The organism is Kitasatospora sp. NBC_01250, assembly GCF_036226465.1.
Classification (GTDB): domain Bacteria; phylum Actinomycetota; class Actinomycetes; order Streptomycetales; family Streptomycetaceae; genus Kitasatospora.
The window spans coordinates 1,808,823-1,827,436 of the sequence record NZ_CP108476.1 but is presented as its reverse complement, the minus strand read 5'-3'; the positions used below and the strand labels follow the sequence as shown (position 1 = coordinate 1,827,436).

The 18,614-nt window shown below is 74.5% G+C and carries 4 protein-coding genes and 1 pseudogene; 2 read left to right on the top strand and 3 right to left on the bottom strand.

Features of this window, described 5'->3' with window-relative positions; genetic code table 11:
- Positions 1–23: 23 nt before the first annotated feature.
- Positions 24–11,663, top strand: a pseudogene (locus OG500_RS07565) (type I polyketide synthase); the annotation flags it as partial.
- Between the two features lie 259 nt (positions 11,664–11,922).
- Positions 11,923–12,684, top strand: a complete 762-nt coding sequence (locus tag OG500_RS07560) for a thioesterase II family protein (RefSeq protein WP_327065626.1) — start codon at positions 11,923–11,925, stop codon at positions 12,682–12,684.
- Positions 12,685–12,772: 88 nt separating this feature from the next.
- Here OG500_RS07560 and OG500_RS07555 read toward each other — a convergent pair whose 3' ends face one another.
- From OG500_RS07555 to OG500_RS07545, 3 genes are all read right to left on the bottom strand, one after another.
- Positions 12,773–15,610, bottom strand: a complete 2,838-nt coding sequence (locus OG500_RS07555; RefSeq protein ID WP_327065625.1) for a helix-turn-helix transcriptional regulator — start codon at positions 15,608–15,610, stop codon at positions 12,773–12,775.
- Between the two features lie 792 nt (positions 15,611–16,402).
- Positions 16,403–16,750, bottom strand: a complete 348-nt coding sequence (locus OG500_RS07550; RefSeq protein WP_327065624.1) for a helix-turn-helix domain-containing protein — start codon at positions 16,748–16,750, stop codon at positions 16,403–16,405.
- A 152-nt stretch (positions 16,751–16,902) separates the two neighbouring features.
- On the bottom strand, positions 16,903–18,588 hold the full coding sequence (locus OG500_RS07545) for a flavin monoamine oxidase family protein (RefSeq protein WP_327065623.1): 1,686 nt from the start codon (positions 18,586–18,588) through the stop codon (positions 16,903–16,905).
- Positions 18,589–18,614 lie beyond the last annotated feature (26 nt).

The window sequence follows — 18,614 nt, the reverse complement described above, 5'->3', positions numbered from 1 at the left end:
GGTGACCTGACATGTCGGCTGAGATGGTGGCCGAGGAGAAGCTTCGGTACTTCCTGAAGCGCGTGACCGCGGATCTGCACGAGACGCGTCGCCGGCTGAAGGAGTTCGAGGACGGCGAGCACGAGCCGATCGCGATCGTCGGCATGGCCTGCCGCTTCCCCGGTGGTGTGGCCTCGCCGGAGGGGTTGTGGGACCTGGTCGCGGGCGGCCGGGACGCGGTCTCGTTCTTCCCCGAGGACCGGGGCTGGGACACCGAGAACCTCTACCACCCCGACCCCGACCACCCCGGCACCTCCTACTCCCGCGAGGGCGGGTTCCTGGACCGCGCGGGGGCCTTCGACCCGGGCTTCTTCGGGATCTCGCCGCGCGAGGCGATGTCGATGGACCCGCAGCAGCGGCTGCTGCTGGAAGCCTCCTGGGAGGCGCTGGAGCGGGCGGGCATCGATCCGGCCACCCTCAGGGGCAGCCGGACCGGCGTCTTCGTCGGCGTGATGTACAACGACTACGGCGTCCTGCTGCAGCAGTCGATCGAGGGCCTCGAGGGACAGTTGGGGACCGGTACCTCGGGCAGCATCGCCTCGGGCCGGGTCTCCTACACGCTGGGCCTGGAGGGTCCGGCGGTCACCATCGACACCGCCTGCTCCTCCTCGCTGGTCGCGCTGCACCTGGCCTGCCAGTCGCTGCGCTCGGGCGAGTCGACGCTGGCGCTGGCCGGTGGCGTCACGGTGATGCTGACGCCCAGCACCTTCGTCGAGTTCAGCCGCCAGCGCGGACTGGCCACCGACGGGCGCTGCAAGGCCTTCTCGGACGACGCGGACGGCACCGGCTGGGGCGAGGGCGTCGGCATGCTGCTCGTCGAGCGGCTCTCGGACGCGCGGCGCAACGGGCACCCCGTGCTCGCCGTGGTCCGGGGCAGCGCGGTCAACCAGGACGGCGCCTCCAACGGTCTGACGGCACCGAACGGTCCGTCCCAGCAGCGGGTGATCAAGCAGGCGCTGGCCAGTGCCGCCCTCACCGGCGACCAGGTCGACGCGGTCGAGGCGCACGGCACCGGCACCTCGCTGGGCGACCCGATCGAGGCGCAGGCGCTGCTCGCCACCTACGGTCAGGGCCGCCCGGCCGACCGGCCGCTCTGGCTCGGCTCGGTGAAGTCCAACCTGGGGCACACCCAGGCCGCCGCCGGTGCTGCCGGGATCATGAAGATGGTCATGGCGATGCGGCACGGGGTGCTGCCGCAGACGCTGCACGTCGGCGAGCCCTCGACGCACGTGGACTGGTCGGCGGGCGCGGTGGAACTGCTGAGCGAGGCCCGGGACTGGCCGCAGACGGGCGAGCCCCGCCGGGCGGCGGTCTCCTCCTTCGGTTTCAGCGGGACCAACGCGCACATCATCCTGGAGCAGGCGCCGGACGCCGGACCGGCGCCCGAGCCCGCCGACGAGGCCCCGGTCGCACCCGTCGTCGTCGGACACCCGCCGCTGCTGCTCTCCGGCCGCACACCGGAGGCGCTGCGCGGCCAGGCCGAGCGACTGCTGGGCCGGCTGGACGCCGATCCCGACCTGTCCACGCTGGACACCGCCTTCTCGCTGGCCACCACCCGCGCCGCCTTCGAGCACCGTGCGGTCGTGCTCGGCGGCGAACGCGAGGAACTGCGCCGGGCGCTGACGGCACTGTCGCGCGGCGAGTCGACGGCGCGCGCCGTGGCCGGGCGTGCGGGCACGGCGGGGCGGACGGCGTTCCTCTTCGCGGGGCAGGGCAGCCAGCGCGCCGGGATGGGCGCTGAACTGTACGACGCGTTCCCGGTGTTCGCCGCGGCGTACGACGCGGTCCGCGTCGAGCTGGACCGGCATCTGGAGACGCCGCTGGCGGAGGCCGATGCGCTGCTCGACCAGACCGCCTACACCCAGCCGGCGCTCTTCGCGCTCGAAGTGGCGCTCTTCCGTCTCGTCGAATCGTGGGGTGTGCGGCCGGACTTCCTGGCGGGGCACTCGATCGGTGAGCTGGCCGCCGCGCATGTCGCGGGTGTTCTCTCGCTGGCCGATGCCGCGCGGCTGGTGGCGGCGCGTGGCCGGCTGATGCAGCACCTGCCTGCCGGTGGTGCGATGGTGGCGGTGCAGGCGAGCGAGGAGGAGCTGCTGCCGCTGCTGGCCGACCGCTGCGACGTGGGGATCGCCGCCGTCAACGGGCCTTCGGCCGTGGTGCTTTCGGGTGCCGAGCCGGCGGTGCTGGAGCTGGCCGAGAAGCTGGACCGCAGGACGAAGCGGCTCACCGTCAGCCACGCGTTCCACTCGCCGCTGATGGAGCCGATGCTGGCGGAGTTCCGCGCGATCGCCGCCCAACTGACCTTCCACGAGCCGAAGATCCCGATCGTCTCCACGCTCGACCGGTCCGCCGACCTGACCGATCCCGAGTACTGGGTGCGCCACGTCCGCGAGGCCGTCCGTTTCACCGAGGCGATCACGGCGCTGGAGAGCCAGGGCGTCCGTACCTTCCTGGAGCTGGGCCCGGACGGCACCCTCAGCGCGCTGGCGCAGGCCTGCGTGAGCGCAGAGGACGAGGCCCTGTTCACGCCCGTGCTGCGCCGTGATCGCGCGGAGGCGGAGACGTTCACCACCGCCCTCGCCCAACTGCACGTGCGCGGCGCCAAGGTCGACTGGCCCGCACTCTTCACCGGACTCGGCGCCCAACGCGTCGACCTGCCCACCTACGCCTTCCAGCACGAGCAGTTCTGGCCCCGGCCGCTGACCGGCTGGATCGGCGACGTCACCTCGGCCGGTCTGGGCGCGGCCGACCACCCGCTGCTGGGCGCCTCGCTCACCCTCGCGGACGCCGACGGCCACCTGTTCACCGGCCGCCTCGCCGTCGACACCCACCCGTGGCTGGCCGACCACGCCGTGGCCGGGACCGTGCTGCTGCCGGGCACCGCCTTCGTGGAGCTGGCGATCCGGGCCGGCGACCAGGTCGGCTGCGGGCTGCTGGACGAGCTGTCGCTGGAGGCACCGCTCGTCCTGCCCGCCAAGGGCGCCGTCCGGGTGCAGCTCTGGGTCGGCACCGCGGACGAGTCCGGCCGGCGCACCGTCAGCCTCTACTCGCAGCCGGAGGATGCGCCCGCCGAGGAGCCGTGGACCCGGCACGCCACCGGTCTGCTCGCCCAGGACCCCGGTGCACCGGCGTCCGTCGAGCCCGCCGTGTGGCCGCCCGCCGACGCCGAGCCGCTCGCGGTCGACGCGCTCTACGACACGCTCGCCACGGCCGGCTACGGCTACGGACCGGCCTTCCGGGGCCTGCGCCAGGCCTGGCGGCGCGACGGCGAGCTGTTCGCCGAAGTCGAGCTGCCCGAGGCCCACCGGACCGAGGCCGCCTGGTTCGGCCTGCACCCGGCGCTGCTCGACGCCTCGCTGCACGCGATCGGCATCGGCGGTGTGCTGCCGGACACCGGGCAGGCCCGGCTGCCGTTCGCCTGGAGCGGTGTCGCCCTGCACGCGGCCGGTGCGGTCGCCCTGCGGGTGCGGATCGCGCCGAAGGGGCCGGACTCGGTCTCGCTCTCCCTCGCCGACGGCACCGGGGCACCGGTGGCCACGGTGGCCGAGTTGGTGCTGCGACCGGTGGCGATGGAGCAGCTGACGGCGAGCCGGACCGCTCACCACGAGTCGCTCTTCCAGCCGGTCTGGCACCCCGTCCCGCTCCCGGCCGCGCCCGCGGCCGACGGCGGACCGTGGGCGGTGCTCGGCGCCGCCGACGGCTACGGCTACGGCCCGGACCAGGCGGTCGGCTACGCCGACCTCGCCGCGCTGCGTGAAGCGGTCCATCAGGGCGCCCCGCTCCCGCGGACCCTGGTCGCCTCCTTCACCGCGCCGGCCGACCCCGACCTCCCCGCCGCCACCCACCGGCGCACCGCCGAGGCTCTCGCGCTGGTGCAGCAGTGGCTGGCCACCGAGGAGTTCACCGAGACCCGGCTGGTGGCGCTGACCCGGGGCGCGGTCACCACCGGGGACGAGGACGCGGTGACCGACCTCCCGGCGGCCGCCGTCCGTGGCCTGCTCCGCTCCGCGCAGGCGGAGAACCCGGACCGGGTGCTGCTGCTCGACCTCGACACGGTCGGGGACCTCTCGCACGAGACCCTGTCGGCCGCGCTCGCCACCGGTGAGCCCCAACTCGCCCTGCGCGACGGGTCGGCGTACGCGCCGCGGCTCGCCCGGGTGCCGGTCGCCGAGCCCGAGGCCGAGCCTGAGCCCGGGTCCGAGGCCGAGCCTGTCCTGGAGCTGGAGCTGGAGCTGGAGCTGGAGCTGGAGCTGGAGCCGGAGCCGGACCTGGCGTCGGACCTGGCGTCGGGTGGGACGGTGCTGGTCACGGGTGCGACGGGGACGCTGGGTGCGCTGGTGGCGCGGCATCTGGTGGCGGTGCGGGGTGTGCGGCGGCTGTTGCTGGTCTCGCGTCGTGGTGCGCGGGCCGCTGGTGCGGTCGAACTGGCGGCCGAGTTGCGGGAGTCGGGCGCGGAGGTGTCGCTGGCGGCCTGTGACGTGGCGGACCGGGCGGCGCTGGCGGCGCTGCTCGCCTCGCTGGAGCGCCCGTTGACCGCCGTGGTGCACACCGCCGGTGTGCTCGACGACGGTGTGATCTCCTCGCTCACTCCCGAGCGGCTGGCCGCCGTGCTGCGGCCCAAGGTCGACGCGGCCTGGCACCTGCACGAACTGACGAAGCATCAGAACCTCACCTCCTTCGTGCTCTTCTCCTCGGCGGCGGGCACCTTCGGCACCGCGGGCCAGGCCAACTACGCCGCCGCCAATGCCTTCCTGGACACGCTCGCCCAGCAGCGCCGGGCGGCGGGCCTGCCCGCGACCTCGCTGGGCTGGGGCCTGTGGGCCGAGGACGGCGGCATGGCAGGGGAGTTGAGCGGCTCCGACACCCAGCGGATGGCCCGTGGCGGGGTCGGCGCGCTGACCTCGGCGGAGGGCCTGGCGCTGCTCGACACCGCCACCGCGCTGGACGGCGCGAGCTACGTCCCGATCCGGCTGGACCTGGCCGGCCTGCGCGGCCTGGCCGAAGCCGGCCTGCTGCCGCCGCTGCTGCGCGGCCTGGTGCGGGCGCCGATGCGCCGCGCGGCCGAGGCGGCGGGCGGTGCGGGCGGCTCGGCGCTGGCGCAGCGGCTCGCCGCCCTGCCCGAGGCCGACCGGGCGGGTGCGCTGGTGGAGCTGGTCCGCACCGAGGCCGCCACGGTGCTGGGCTACCCGGGCGCGCACGCGGTGGAGACCGACCGGGCCTTCCGGGACCTCGGCATCGACTCGCTCACCGCGGTGGAACTGCGCAACCGCCTGAACGCCGTCACCGGACTGCGGCTGCCCACCACCCTGGTCTTCGACCACCCCAACCCGCTGGCCATCGCCGAACTGCTGGGCGAGGAACTGCTCGGCACCCTGCCGGCCGCTGCCGCCGCCGCGGTCCTCACGCCGTCGGACGACGACCCGATCGCGATCATCGGCATGGCCTGCCGGTTCCCCGGCGGGGTCGCCTCGCCGGAGGACCTGTGGCGCCTGGTGGCCGACGGCGGCGACGGCGTCTCCGGCTTCCCCACCGACCGTGACTGGCCGCTGGCGGCGCTCTACGACACCGACCCGGAGCGGCCGGGCACCTCCTACACCCGCGAGGGCGGCTTCCTGCACGACGCGGGCCTGTTCGACCCGGGCTTCTTCGGCATCTCGCCGCGCGAGGCGATCTCGATCGACCCGCAGCACCGGTTGCTCCTGGAGACCTCCTGGGAGGCCTTCGAGCGGGCGGGCATCGACCCGGCCTCGGTCAAGGGCAGCCGCACCGGCGTCTTCGCGGGCGTGATGTACGGCGACTACGCCCCGCTGCTGATGCAGTCGGCCGACGCCATGGAGGGCTACGTCGGGACGGGCAGCTCCAGCAGCGTCGCCTCGGGGCGGGTCTCCTACACCTTCGGCCTGGAGGGCCCGGCGGTCACCATCGACACCGCCTGCTCCTCCTCGCTGGTCGCCCTGCACCTCGCCGCCCAGGCGCTGCGCACCGGTGAGTGCACGATGGCGCTGGCCGGCGGCTCGGTGGTGATGGCCTCGCCGACCTCGTTCGTAGAGTTCAGCCGCCAGCGGGGGCTGGCCGCCGACGGCCGCTGCAAGCCGTTCTCGGCCGACGCGGACGGCACCAGCTGGGCCGAGGGCGTGGGCATGCTGCTGGTCGAGCGCCTCTCGGACGCGCGGCGCAACGGGCACCCGGTGCTCGCCGTGGTGCGCGGCTCGGCGATCAACCAGGACGGCGCCTCGAACGGCCTGACCGCCCCGAACGGCCCGGCCCAGCAGCGGGTGATCCGCCAGGCCCTGGCGAACGCCCGGCTGACGGCCGACCAGGTGGACGCCGTCGAGGCGCACGGGACGGGGACGCCGCTGGGCGACCCGATCGAGGCGCAGGCGCTGCTGGCCACCTACGGCCGTGAGCACACCGCGGAGCGGCCGCTCTGGCTCGGCTCGGTCAAGTCCAACCTCGGGCACACCCAGGCCGCGGCCGGTGCCGCCGGGATCATGAAGATGGTCATGGCGATGCGCCACGGCGTGCTGCCCAGGACGCTGCACATCGGCGAGCCGACCCCGCACGTGGACTGGACGGCGGGCGCGGTCGAGCTGCTCACCGAGTCCCGGCCCTGGCCGGAGACCGGCGAGCCGCGCCGGGCCGCGGTGTCGTCCTTCGGCTTCAGCGGCACCAACGCGCACGTGATCCTCGAGCAGGCGCCCGAGGACGAGGAGCCGGCCGCGGTGGCTGCGGCACCGGTGGCGAGCGGGACGGCGGTGCCGTGGCTGCTGTCCGCCCGCTCCGAGCCGGCCCTGCGCGAGCAGGCGGCGCGGCTGCTCGGCCGGCTCGACACCGAGCCCGAGATCGCGCTGTCGGACGTCGCGGCGGCGCTGGCCACGACCCGCGCGTCCTTCGAGCACCGGGCGGTGGTGGTCGCGGGTGATCGCGAGGCGGCGGAACGCGGCTTGGCGGCGCTGGCCTCGGGTGGGGCCGCGGCGGAGGTGGTGCGCGGGGTGACCGGCTCGGCGGGGAGGGTGGCGTTCGTCTTCCCGGGGCAGGGGTCGCAGTGGGTGGGGATGGCGGTGGAGTTGTTGGAGTGCTCGCCGGTGTTCGCGGCGCGGATGGGGGAGTGTGCGGTTGCGTTGTCGCCGTTCGTGGCGGGGTGGTCGTTGCTCGATGTGCTGGGTGATGCGGGGGCGTTGGAGCGGGTGGAGGTGGTGCAGCCGGTGTTGTGGGCGGTGATGGTGTCGCTCGCGGAGGTGTGGCGGTCGGCGGGGGTTCGTCCGGCGGCGGTGGTGGGTCATTCGCAGGGGGAGATCGCGGCGGCGGTGGTGGCGGGTGCGCTGTCGCTGGAGGACGGTGCGCGGGTGGTGGCCCTGCGCAGCAGGGCGATCGCTGCCGGGTTGGCGGGCCGGGGCGGCATGGTGTCGGTGGCGCTGCCGGTGGCCGAGGTGCGCGAGCGGCTGTCCGCTTGGGGTGAGGAGCGGGTGTCGGTGGCGGCGGTGAACGGGCCGTCGTCGGTGGTGGTGTCGGGTGAACCGGCGGCACTGGACGAGCTGTTGGCCTCGTGCGAGGCGGATGGGGTGCGGGCGCGGCGGGTGCCGGTGGACTACGCCTCGCACTCGGCGCAGGTGGAGGCGATCCGGGGCGAGCTGCTGGAGCTGCTGGCGCCGGTTCGTCCCCGGGCCGGTGCGGTGCCGTTGCTGTCGACGGTGTCGGGTGAGGTGGTGGACGGTTCCGGGATGGATGCGGAGTACTGGTTCACCAATCTGCGGGCGACGGTGGAGTTCGAGAACGCGATCGGGGCGCTGCTCGCGGAGGGCTTCGGGACGTTCGTCGAGGTGAGTGCGCATCCGGTGCTGGCGATGGCGGTGCAGGAGGGCATCGAGGCCGCCGGGCGCGATGCGGTGGCGTTCGGGACGCTGCGGCGTCACGAGGGTGGTCCGGAGCGGCTGTTCGCCTCGCTCGCCGAGGCGCATGTCCGCGGCATCCAGGTGGACTGGTCTGGCTTCCTGGCCGACCGTGGCGCGCGGCGGATCGACCTGCCGACCTACGCCTTCCAACGCGAGCGCTACTGGCCCAAGCCGTACGCCGGGGTCTTCGGGGACGTCTCCTCGGCCGGTCTGGGCGCGGCCGAGCACCCGCTGCTGGGCGCCTCGGTCACCCTCGCGGACGCCGACGGCCACCTGTTCACCGGCCGGCTGGCCCTCGACACCCACCCGTGGCTGGCCGACCACGCGGTCATGGGCGCGGTGCTGCTGCCCGGCACGGCCTTCGTGGACCTGGCGATCCGGGCCGGCGACCAGGTCGGCTGCGACCACCTGGAGGAGCTGACCCTGGAGGCTCCGCTGGTGCTGCCCGAGCGCGGCGCGGTCCAGCTGCAGCTGACCGTGAGCACGCCGGACACCGCCGGACGGCGCCGGTTCGCCCTGCACGCGCGGCGCGAGGACGCGCCGCTGGAGCAGCCGTGGACCCGGCACGCCACCGGCGAGCTGTCCACCGCCCCGGCCGGTGCCACCGCCCCGGCGGGCACCGCGACGCCGTGGCCGCCGCAGGACGCCGAACCCGTCGGCGTGGACGGCCTCTACGACGCCTTCGCCGCCCTCGGCTTCGCCTACGGTCCGGCCTTCCGGGGCGTGCGGGCCGCCTGGCGGCGCGACGGCGAGATCTTCGCCGAGCTCGCCCTGCCCGAGGAGTGCCGGCCGCAGGCCGAGGCCTTCGGCCTGCACCCGGCGCTGCTCGACTCCGCCCTGCACACCCTGGCGCTCGGCGGCATCGTCGCGGACACCGGCGGTGGGCGGCTGCCGTTCGCCTGGAGCGGGGTCCGCCTGTGCGCCACCGGCGCGACCGACCTGCGGGCCCGCATCCGGCCGGTCGGCGAGGACGCGATCGCGCTGGAGCTGACCGACGCGGCCGGAGCCCCGGTGGCGAGCGTGGACTCGCTCGCGCTGCGCCCGGTCTCGCCCGAGCAGTTCGGGGCCGCCGGCGGCGGGGTAAGTGACGCGCTGTTCGGCCGGGAGTGGGTCGCCTTGCCGGCACCCGCCGAGGCCGCCGCCCGCGGCGCCGACTGGGCGCTGCTCGGCCCGGACCCCGAGGACTGGGCCACCGGCCTGCCCGGCACCGGGACCGCCCGGTACGCCGACCCGGCCGCGCTGGCGGACGCGGTCGCCGCCGGGGCGCCGATGCCGCCGGTCGTGCTGGCCTGCTGCCCGCCGCCCGCCGCCGGTACCCTCCCCGCCGCCGACACCGTGCAGGCGACGCACCAGGCGGTGCACCGGGCGCTGGAGCTGGTGCAGGGCTGGCTCGCGCAGGAGTGCACGGCGGACGCGCGGCTGGTGCTGGTCACCCGTGGCGCGGTGGCCGCCCGGCCCGGCGAGGACGTGACCGACCTGGCGTCGGCCGCCGTCTGGGGCCTGATCCGCACCGCGCAGACCGAGAACCCCGACCGGTTCGTCCTGATCGATCTGGACGGGACCGCGCGGTCCGCCGCCGTGCTGGACCTCGCGTGCACCCTGGACGAGCCGCAACTCGCCCTCCGAGGCGGTGGGTTGATCGCCCCCCGGCTGACCCGGGCCGCCCTGCCCGCCCAGCAGGACGAGGCCGCCGCGGCGCGTCCCGGCTGGAACCCCGCCGGGACGGTGCTGCTCACCGGCGCCACCGGCGAGCTGGGCCGCCTGCTGGCCGGTCACCTGGTCGCCGAACACGGCGTGCGGCACCTGCTGCTGGTCTCGCGCAGTGGCGAAGCGGCCGCCGGGGCCGCCGAGTTGCGGAGCGAGCTGGCCGGGCTCGGCGCCGAGGCGCGGTTCGCCGCGTGCGACGCGGCCGACCGGACGGCGATGGCCGAGCTGCTCGCCTCGGTGCCGGCGGAGCACCCGCTGACCGCCGTGGTGCACGCGGCCGGTGCGCTCGACGACGGCGCCGTGGTCTCGCTCACCCCGGAGCGGGTCGACCGGGTGCTGCGCCCGAAGGTCGACGCGGCCTGGCTGCTGCACGAACTGACGCAGCATCAGAAGCTGGACGCCTTCGTGCTCTTCTCCTCGGTGGCCGGCGTCTTCGGCGGCCCGGGGCAGGCCAACTACGCGGCGGCCAACGCCTTCCTGGACGCACTCGCCGAGCACCGGCGCGCCCACGGCCTGCCGGCGACCTCGCTGGCCTGGGGCCTGTGGGAGACCGCCTCCGGGATGACCGGCGAGATGGGCGAGGCGGACCGGCGGCGGCTGGCCCGCGGCGGTGTGGCGCCGCTCTCCTTCGCCGAGGGGCTGGCACTGTTCGACGCCGCCGAGGCGCTCGACGAGGCGCTGCTGGTGCCGGTCAAGCTCGACCTGGCCGGTCTGCGCGCCCACGCCGCGGCGACCGGGCAGGTGCCGGCGCTGCTGCGCGGCCTGCTGCGGGTGCCGGTGCGCCGGGCCGCCGCCGGTCGGCAGGAGTCGGCCGGGGCGCTCGCCGCGCAGCTGGCCGGCCGCACCGGGCCGGAGCGCGAGGCGATCCTGCTCGATCTGGTGCGCGCGCACGCCGCCGCCGCGCTCGGCCACCCGGGCCCGGAGGCGGTGGACATCGAACGCGCCTTCCTGGAGCTCGGTTTCGACTCGCTGACCTCGGTGGAGATGCGCAACCGGCTCGCTCTGGCGACCGGTCTGCGGCTGCCCGCCACGCTGCTCTTCGACCACCCCACCGCGCGGCTGCTGGCCGCCCGGCTGAACCGGCAGCTGGAGTCGTCGGACGCTCCGGGGGCGGCCGCCGCGGCGGCCGAGGCGTCGGAGAGCGGGCCGGCCGGCACCATGGCGGCCATGCTGCGCACCGCCGCCGCAAGCGGGCGCAGCGAGGAGTTCATGGCCCTGCTCTTCGCGGCCTCCCGCTTCCGGCCCGCCTTCGCGCAGGACGAAGCGGCCGAGCTGGCACCGGAGCTGCTCCGGCTGGCCGAGGGGCCCGAGCAGCCGCTGCTGGTCTGCCTGCCCTCGCTGCTCGCGATCTCCGGCCCGCACCAGTACGCCCGGATCGCGGCGGCCTTCCGGGGCCGGCGCGAGGTCCTGGCGCTGCCGCTGCCGGGCTACCTGGCGGGCGAGTCGCTGCCGGAGACGGCCGGGGCGATGCTCGAACTGGGTGCCCGGGCGGTGCTGCGGGCCACCGGGGGAGCGCCGTTCGTCCTGCTCGGCCACTCCACCGGCGGACTGCTGGCGCAGGCCACGGCGGCCCGGCTGGAGGAACTGGGCAGCGGTCCGCTCGGTGTGGTCCTGGTGGACACCTACTCCTTCACCGGCCCGGAGGCCGACGGCAGTGACACCGGTGACTCGGACGCGGACCGCTCCGACACCGCCGGCCTCGGCGTCGCGGCCCGGATCCTGCCGGTGCTGACCGGGGCCATGCTCGCCCGCGAGGGCGGCTACGTGCCGATGGACGACGCCAGGCTCACCGCGATGGGCGGTTACCTGCGGCTCTTCGCCGACCGCCGGCCCACCGCCATCACCGCGCCCACCCTGCTGGTCCGGGCCGCCGGTCCGCTGACCGCCCCTGCGGTGGACGGCGGACCGGCGCCGGTCACCGCGGCGGTGCAGGCGTCCTGGCCGCTGCCGCACACCGCGGTGGACGGACCGGGCGACCACTTCACCGTGATGGAGGAGCACGCCGCCGTCGTCGCCGAGCTGATCGAGGACTGGCTGCGCTCGATGCGGTGATCCCCGGACTCCCGGCCCCCTTTCCGCCTACGGTGGGAGGGCACAGACCGCCGTCCCGGCCCGACCCCCGCGGGCCGGGGCGGCTCCCCGCACGTCGGCCGGACCGGCCACGGCGCCCGTCCGGCCCCGGCCCGCCCGACCCCGACACGCCCGACCGCGAGAACCGCGCCGAGCACGAGAAACCGCACCGAGCACGAGAACCGCACCGACCCGAGAGAGACGAGAGATCCGAATGAGCGTCCCGACCAGCGCCGCACACGACCTGTGGATACGCCGCTTCCACCAGGCCCCCGACGCCAAGGTGCGCCTGCTCTGCCTGCCGCACGCCGGTGGCTCGGCCAGCTTCTACTTCCCGGTGTCGGCCGCCCTGTCGCCGCAGATCGAGGTGCTCTCGGTGCAGTACCCGGGGCGTCAGGACCGGCGGCTGGAGCCGAGCATCGGGACCATCACCGAGCTGGCCGACCAGGTCCACCGCGTTCTGGGCGCGCTGGACGACCGTCCGCTGGCCCTGTTCGGCCACAGCATGGGCGCGGTCCTCGGCTTCGAGCTGGCCCGCCGGCTGGAGGCCGAGGGGCGGGTGCCGGCCGCGCTCTTCGTCTCCGGGCGCCGCGGCCCGGCCACCCACCGCGCCGAGTTCGTCCACCAGCGCGACGACGACGGCCTGGTGGGCGAGCTCAAGACGCTCAGCGGCACCAACACCGCGCTGCTGGGCGACGAGGAGATCCTGCGGATGATCCTGCCCGCGATCCGCAACGACTACCGGGCGATCGAGACCTACGAGCGCCCGCCGGGCGGCCCGTTGAGCTGCCCGATCGTGACGCTGATCGGCGACGACGACCCCAAGTCCACCGTGGACGAGGCCAAGGTCTGGGCCGAGGAGACCACCGGCGACTTCTCGCTGCGGGTCTTCCCCGGCGGCCACTTCTACCTGGCCGCCCAGCAGCGCGCGGTGCTCGGCGAGATCACCGACCGGCTGCGCCCCTACACCGGCTGACCCAGTGCGGCCAGGGCCCGCAGCGGCCGGCCGGAGCCGGCCCGCTGCGGGCCCTCGTGCACACCCGCGCCGCGGGGCGGACAAGCCGTCAGGAGGCGTACCAGGCGGAGCCGCTCGTCACCAGGCAGAGGTCGCTCGGCAGATCGCTGCGCCGGGTGACCTTGAGCTTGCGGTAGACCCGGGTCAGGTGCTGCTCGACCGTGCTGACCGTGATGAACAGCTCACGGGCGATCTCGCGGTTGCTGTGTCCGAGCGCGGCCAGCCCGGCGACCCGCCGCTCGGCGTCGCTCAGCCCGTCCGTGGCGGAGGCGGTGGAGCCGGCGGCCTCGGCCGTGGCCACCTCGGTGGCCGGTGCCGGTGCCACCTCCTCGCGCAGCTCCGAGAACATGCTGGACAGCCCGCGCTGGATCGGCTCGGCGCTCTGCTCCTTGGCCAGCTGCCAGGCCCGGCTCATCATGATCCGGGAGCGCTTGTGGTCGCCCAGGTTCTGGTGGGCGTAGCCCAGGTCGGCCAGGGCCAGCGCCAGTTCGACCCGCGAGCCGCAGCGCTGGAGGTCGTCCACGGCCTGGCGCAGCAGCGAGGGCCGGTACTTGAGCTCGGCGACCGCGGCGCTGAGCCGCATGGTGAGGCCGCGCGAGCGCGAGGGGCCGGGCTGCAGCCGCTTGGTCTGCTCGTCGATCAGCACCTTGGCCTGCTGGTGGTTGCCCATCTGCAGGTGGACCCGGGCCGCCGCGCTGCGCCACGACACCACGCTCGGCAGGTCGAGGTCCCAGTCCTGCATCATCTCGCCGCAGATCAGGAAGTCGTCCAGGGCCGCGTGCGGGTGGTTGGTGGCAAGCCGGAACTCACCGCGGGCGAACAGGTAGTGCATGCCGTAGCGGGTCTGGTAAATGGCTTGCGGGACAGGCCGGTTGAGCAGCTGGGCGGCGTCCTCGTACTTGCCCATCAGGGTGTAGGTCATCAGCAGCGTGGCGAGCGGCAGGCCGATGTTCACCCCCCAGGCGTTCCAGGGGAGTTGCTCCAGGGCGCTGGTGGCGTAGCGCTCGGCGTCCACCAGCCGGCCCTGGCGCACCGCGATCAGGCCGCGCAGGGCCAGCAGCGGCGGGCGGATGCCCTCGGCGGCCCGGCCGACCCGGCCCAGCAACTGCTCGCAGCAGAAGGCAGCGCGCTCCAGCTGGTCGCCGTAGACGAGCGCGAGCAGCGCGAACTCGACCTGCTCCCAGTGGCGGTAGGTCAGCCCGATGCTGCGCAGCACCTGCTCGGCGCCGAGGAAGGTGTTCTCGTCGGCCCGGCCGCTGAGCACCTCGTCCAGGGCGGCGGCGGCCTGCAGCTGCGGGTCGGCGCGCACGGCGGCCGGCGTGCGGTCCTGGTTGACGTTGCACGAGCCGAACGGCCGCAGCTCGGCCAGCGCGCCCGGGTAGGAGCTGGAGAACTGCAGCTTGACGGTCTGCACCTCGGAGGCGGTCCGCGCGTCGATCGGCCGGCCCAGGGTCAGCAGGTGCTCCAGCAGGTGGGTGGCCTCGGTGATCCGGCCGTGCCGCAGCAGGTACTTGACGACCACCACCGAGTCCCGGTCGTCCAGCTCGCCGGCCCGCAGGGCGGCGGTGAGCATCGGCAGGTGCCGGGTGGCGCTGCCGGGCTGCAACTGCCACTCGACGCCGGCCAGCAGGGTCAGCACCTTGGCGCGCTCGCGGGGGTCGGTGCAGCCGCGGTGGGCGTGCTCCACGCTGCGCCGGGCCAGGTCCGCGTCACCGTCGAAGAGCGCCTGCCGGGCCACGTCGCACAGGACCCGGGTGCTCCAGCCCTCACCGGGCCGGTCGGAGGCGAGCAGCTGCTCGGCGATGGCCCGCTCGGGCGCGCCCTGGCCGTAGAGGAGCCGGGCGGCCTGCGTGTGCAGGGCGCTGAGCTCGGCGGCGTCGGTGTCGTGCAGGACGGCGGTGCGCACCGCGGGGTGCCGGAACCGGCCGTCCTCCAGCAGGCCTGCCGAGTGCAGGCCGTCGATGACCCCGGCCACCAGGCTGGGGAAGAGGCCGAGCAACTGGCCGAGCAGGTGGTCGGAGGCCTGGTCGCCGAGGACGGCGATGCCGCGGGCCACCGCGAGCGCGGCCGGCTCGCTGCGGTGCAGGCAGCTCACCACGGCCTGGGAGAAGGCGAACCCGTCACCGAGACCGGCCGGGTACTGGTCCAGGGAGTGCCGGGTGGACGAGCGCAGGTCCTCCAGGAGACCGTGCACGAGCAGGGGGTTGCCGCCGGTGAGCGCGTCCACCCGGGGCGCCAGCTCCGCGGCCCGCTCGGTCTCCAGCCGGGTGCCGAGCAGGTGGACCACGCCCTCGTGGCTGAGCGGTCCGAGCATGATCCGGCGGCAGTGCGGCTGGCGCAGCAGCTCGGCGTGGAAGGCGGGCCGCGGGTGCTGGCGGGCGGTGCGCTCGGTGAGCACCACGGCGATCCGGGCGGTGCCGAGCCGGCGGATCAGGAAGAGCAGCCACTGCAGGGAGAACGGGTCGGCGTGGTGGGCGTCGTCGACGCAGATCAGCAGCGGGATGGTCTTCGACAGGTCGAACAGGACGCCGCACAGCGCCTGCACCAGATCGGCCGGCAGCTGGTCGGGGCCGGTGGCCCGGGCCGCGACCGCCAGCAGGTGCCGGGTCCGCACGGCACCGTCGGCATCCAGCGGGGCCTGGTGCAGCAGCTGGCCGACGATGCTCAGCGGCGTGCCGGCCTCGGCCTGCGCACCGGTGGCGCGCAGCACCGTGGCTCCGGCCGCGCCCGCCTGCTCGCCCAGGGCGCTGAGCAGGACGGACTTGCCGCTGGCCACCGGGCCGACCACCAGGCCGACCGAGCCGGCGCCCTGGAGCGCGGCGGTGGTGATGCTGTTGAGGACAAGCAGTTCTTCGGTGCGTTCGATGAGGTCAGGACGGCCCGTCATATGGCTGCTCCTTGCTTCGGGTCCTGAATCCGGCCCAGGCGAGGTCTCGAGGTCGACGGTTCCACTAAGTCGGATTCGGCCCGGGGGGTGAGGGGGGACTCCGGCACGGCGGTCTTTTGCAGAGGAAAGGCCGGCCGCACTCCGTGCTGGAACACATTTCTCCCAGATGAAATGCACGAAAATCTTGACGACATTCTAATGACTGGAATTCACCTGGGCAGCGGTGAGTAGTCGGTCCGCACCGGACGGGTGGGGCCGCAGCACTCCATATCCGCGCACAGGTAGGCCGTTGTGGTCCGGCCTTGGCGAGTTGCGGGACAGCTGGTCGGAAACATAACACTGCTCGGGTGACCGGGACACGTCTGTCGTGGAGAACTGATCAAGAATTGAGGATGGCGGCCGGCCCGGGAGTCGCCCGGGGGGCGGGTTGGGGTGATTGATCCGACATGGCGCGACAAATCGGGCAGCGATCGGCCCGTGCCGGGGCGGCACGAGGGTGGGAAACACCGTGTTAACTCTCAGATTTCAGACAGAGTTTGATGGTCCACCAGGTTTCACTCCGGTCGCGGCGGGTCGGGCGGCGCCGGTCCGGCGGTGCGGTGCGGTTGTCCCGTTAGGGCGCCGAGGGCTGCCAGTTGAGGTGCAAGAGTGCCCGATCGGGCAGGCCGGCGAGCGTCGATGTGCCCGATCGGGCACTCTTGGGAACGCCAACGACCGGGCCGGTCCAGCGCGTTGACTGGACCGGCCCGGTCGGCTGGTTCACCTGTTGTTCACTTCTGATCAAACGTCAGTTCACGCCTCGTCGGTCATGCGGTCCAGCCGCAGGGTCAGCCGGGAGCGCCGGTGGCGCACCGGCGGCAGGTCGAGCAGCGGCCCGAGCTGGCCGACGATCCGGTCGGCGGCCGACTTGGAGATCCCGAACACCACGGCGACCTCACGCATGGTCAGGTTGGTGCGGCGGTAGACCGAGACCAGCAGGACCCGGTCCGCCAGGCAGAGCGTCCAGCGTCGCCCCACCCGCGGTGCGTCCGCCTCGGTGTGCGGCCGCAGGGCGTGCAGCAGCTCCTCGAACTCCGTGGTGTCCAGGCCCGTGAGGAGTTCGACCCACGTGGGCTGGGCTGCGCTGATCAACTGTGCCATGACTTTGTCCGCACCGCTCCGGCCGGTCGCCCTGCACGGCACGGTCCATGCCGGCTCGCCGCGGATTCCCTGTTCCAGTAGTTCCATCGCTTCCCCCGTGGTTCGTGTGCTGAGCGTCTTGCGCGCCTGCCGGCCCGTCGGGTGACGGACCCTCAGTCCTCCGGCAGCAGCACCGGAGCGAGCTGGTCGAAGAGGTCCCCCGGACCGGGGTTCTCCGGGCTGGTGGCGCCACCGAGGTGGTGCAGCACGCCCCAGACGGCGTTCAGCGCCGTGGTGACCGCGCCCTCGGCGAAGCCGGCCGTCCAGGAGACGTCGTCGCCGGCCAGGAAGAGCCCGCGCCGCTCGGGCGGCAGGCCGTCCTGGACGAACTGGCCGAACAGCCGGCGCTGGTAGCGGTACTGCCCCGGCAGATTGGCCTTGAAGGCGCCCATGAACAGCGGGTCGGTCTCCCAGGTCACCGAGACCGGCGGTCCGACGATGTGCCGCCGCAGATCGACCCCGGGGTAGATCTCGCGCAGCGCCCCGAGCAGCACCTCCAGGCGCTGCTCGTCGCTCAGCGTCGCGACCTTCAGCGAGTCGTCGTTCCAGGTGTAGGAGAGGCAGATCACCCCGGGCCGGTCGGGGCCCTCGTCGAAGAGGTAGACCCCGCGCGGCATCCGGTCACTGAGCGTCATGCTCATCGTGTCGCGGCCGGTCGCACCGTCCCGGTCCCGCCAGAACGGCCGGTCGGTGAGCACGAACAGCTTGGAGGAGCCCATGTAGTGGGTCCGCTCGACGGCCGTCCACTGCTCGGTGGAGAGCAGTGCGGGGTCGCAGTCGATCTGGCTCAGCAGCGTCCACACGTGCGGGGTGTGGACCACCGCCGGGTAGCTCGCCCGCCCGCCGCCCGCGTCCTCCACCAGCACGCCCCCGGCCACCCGCCGCAGCGCGGTCACCGCTGGACGGGGGGTGCCCTCGTGCAGGCTCGCGAGCGAGGTGTCGGCCGGCCAGTGCGCGGCCCGGCCCGCGGGCCGCCGCCACAGGCCCTGGACCAGCTGCCCGGTGCCGCCGACGATGCCCACCTGGTCCTGGTCGGCGCCGGTGAACACCACCCGCAGCACCTCCAGGATCGAGTTGGGGAAGTCGGTGTCCCAGCCGCCGGTGCCGAAGCCGACCTGGCCGAACAGCTCCCGGTGCCGGAACGAGCGGAAGTACGGTGAGGCGGCCAGGAAGCCGTAGAAGGACTGGTCGTCCAGGGTGCGCACCATACGGTTCCACACCGCCTTGAGCAGCACGGTGTCGCGCCGGCGCACGGCGTCCTCCATCACCGCCAGCTCGGCCTGGTCCAGCAGCGTCTTCTGCCAGGCGTCGGCCACCTGCTGGTAGACCGGCGGCAGGTCCTCGACGGCCCGCGCGTAGTGCCGCTCGCCGCCCAGGTGCACCAGGGTGCTGGGGGTGCCCGGGGCCAGCGGGTTGGGGAAGGGGCGGGTGCGCAGGCCGAGCGCGTCGATGTAGTGGAACAGCGTGCTGGCCGCGACCGGGAAGCGCATCGCACCCAGTTCGGCGGCGTACCGCGGGTCCGCCGCGAACGGCACCGACCGCATCCGTCCGCCCAGCTCACCGGCCTCGTAGAGCACCGGGCGCAGCCCCAGGCGCAGCAGCTCGTGGCCCGCGACCAGGCCCGCCATGCCGCCGCCGACCACGGCCACCGGCGTGCCGTGCCGCGCGGCGGGCAGCGAGCCGAGTCCGGCGGGGTGGCGCAGCCAGTCGTCGTAGGCGAAGGGGAAGTCGGGGCCGAACATCGTCAGGGGTGCGGTCACATCACGCGCGGCCGGATATGCGCGGGCACTGAGGGACATCGGTGGACACCTTTCGGGACCCGGCT

Coding starts and splice junctions, on each gene's coding strand:
- OG500_RS07560 (WP_327065626.1), top strand. CDS start 11,923: ATGAGCGTCCCGACCAGCGCCGCACACGACCTGTGGATACGCCGCTTC.
- OG500_RS07555 (WP_327065625.1), bottom strand. CDS start 15,610: ATGACGGGCCGTCCTGACCTCATCGAACGCACCGAAGAACTGCTTGTC.
- OG500_RS07550 (WP_327065624.1), bottom strand. CDS start 16,750: ATGGCACAGTTGATCAGCGCAGCCCAGCCCACGTGGGTCGAACTCCTC.
- OG500_RS07545 (WP_327065623.1), bottom strand. CDS start 18,588: ATGTCCCTCAGTGCCCGCGCATATCCGGCCGCGCGTGATGTGACCGCA.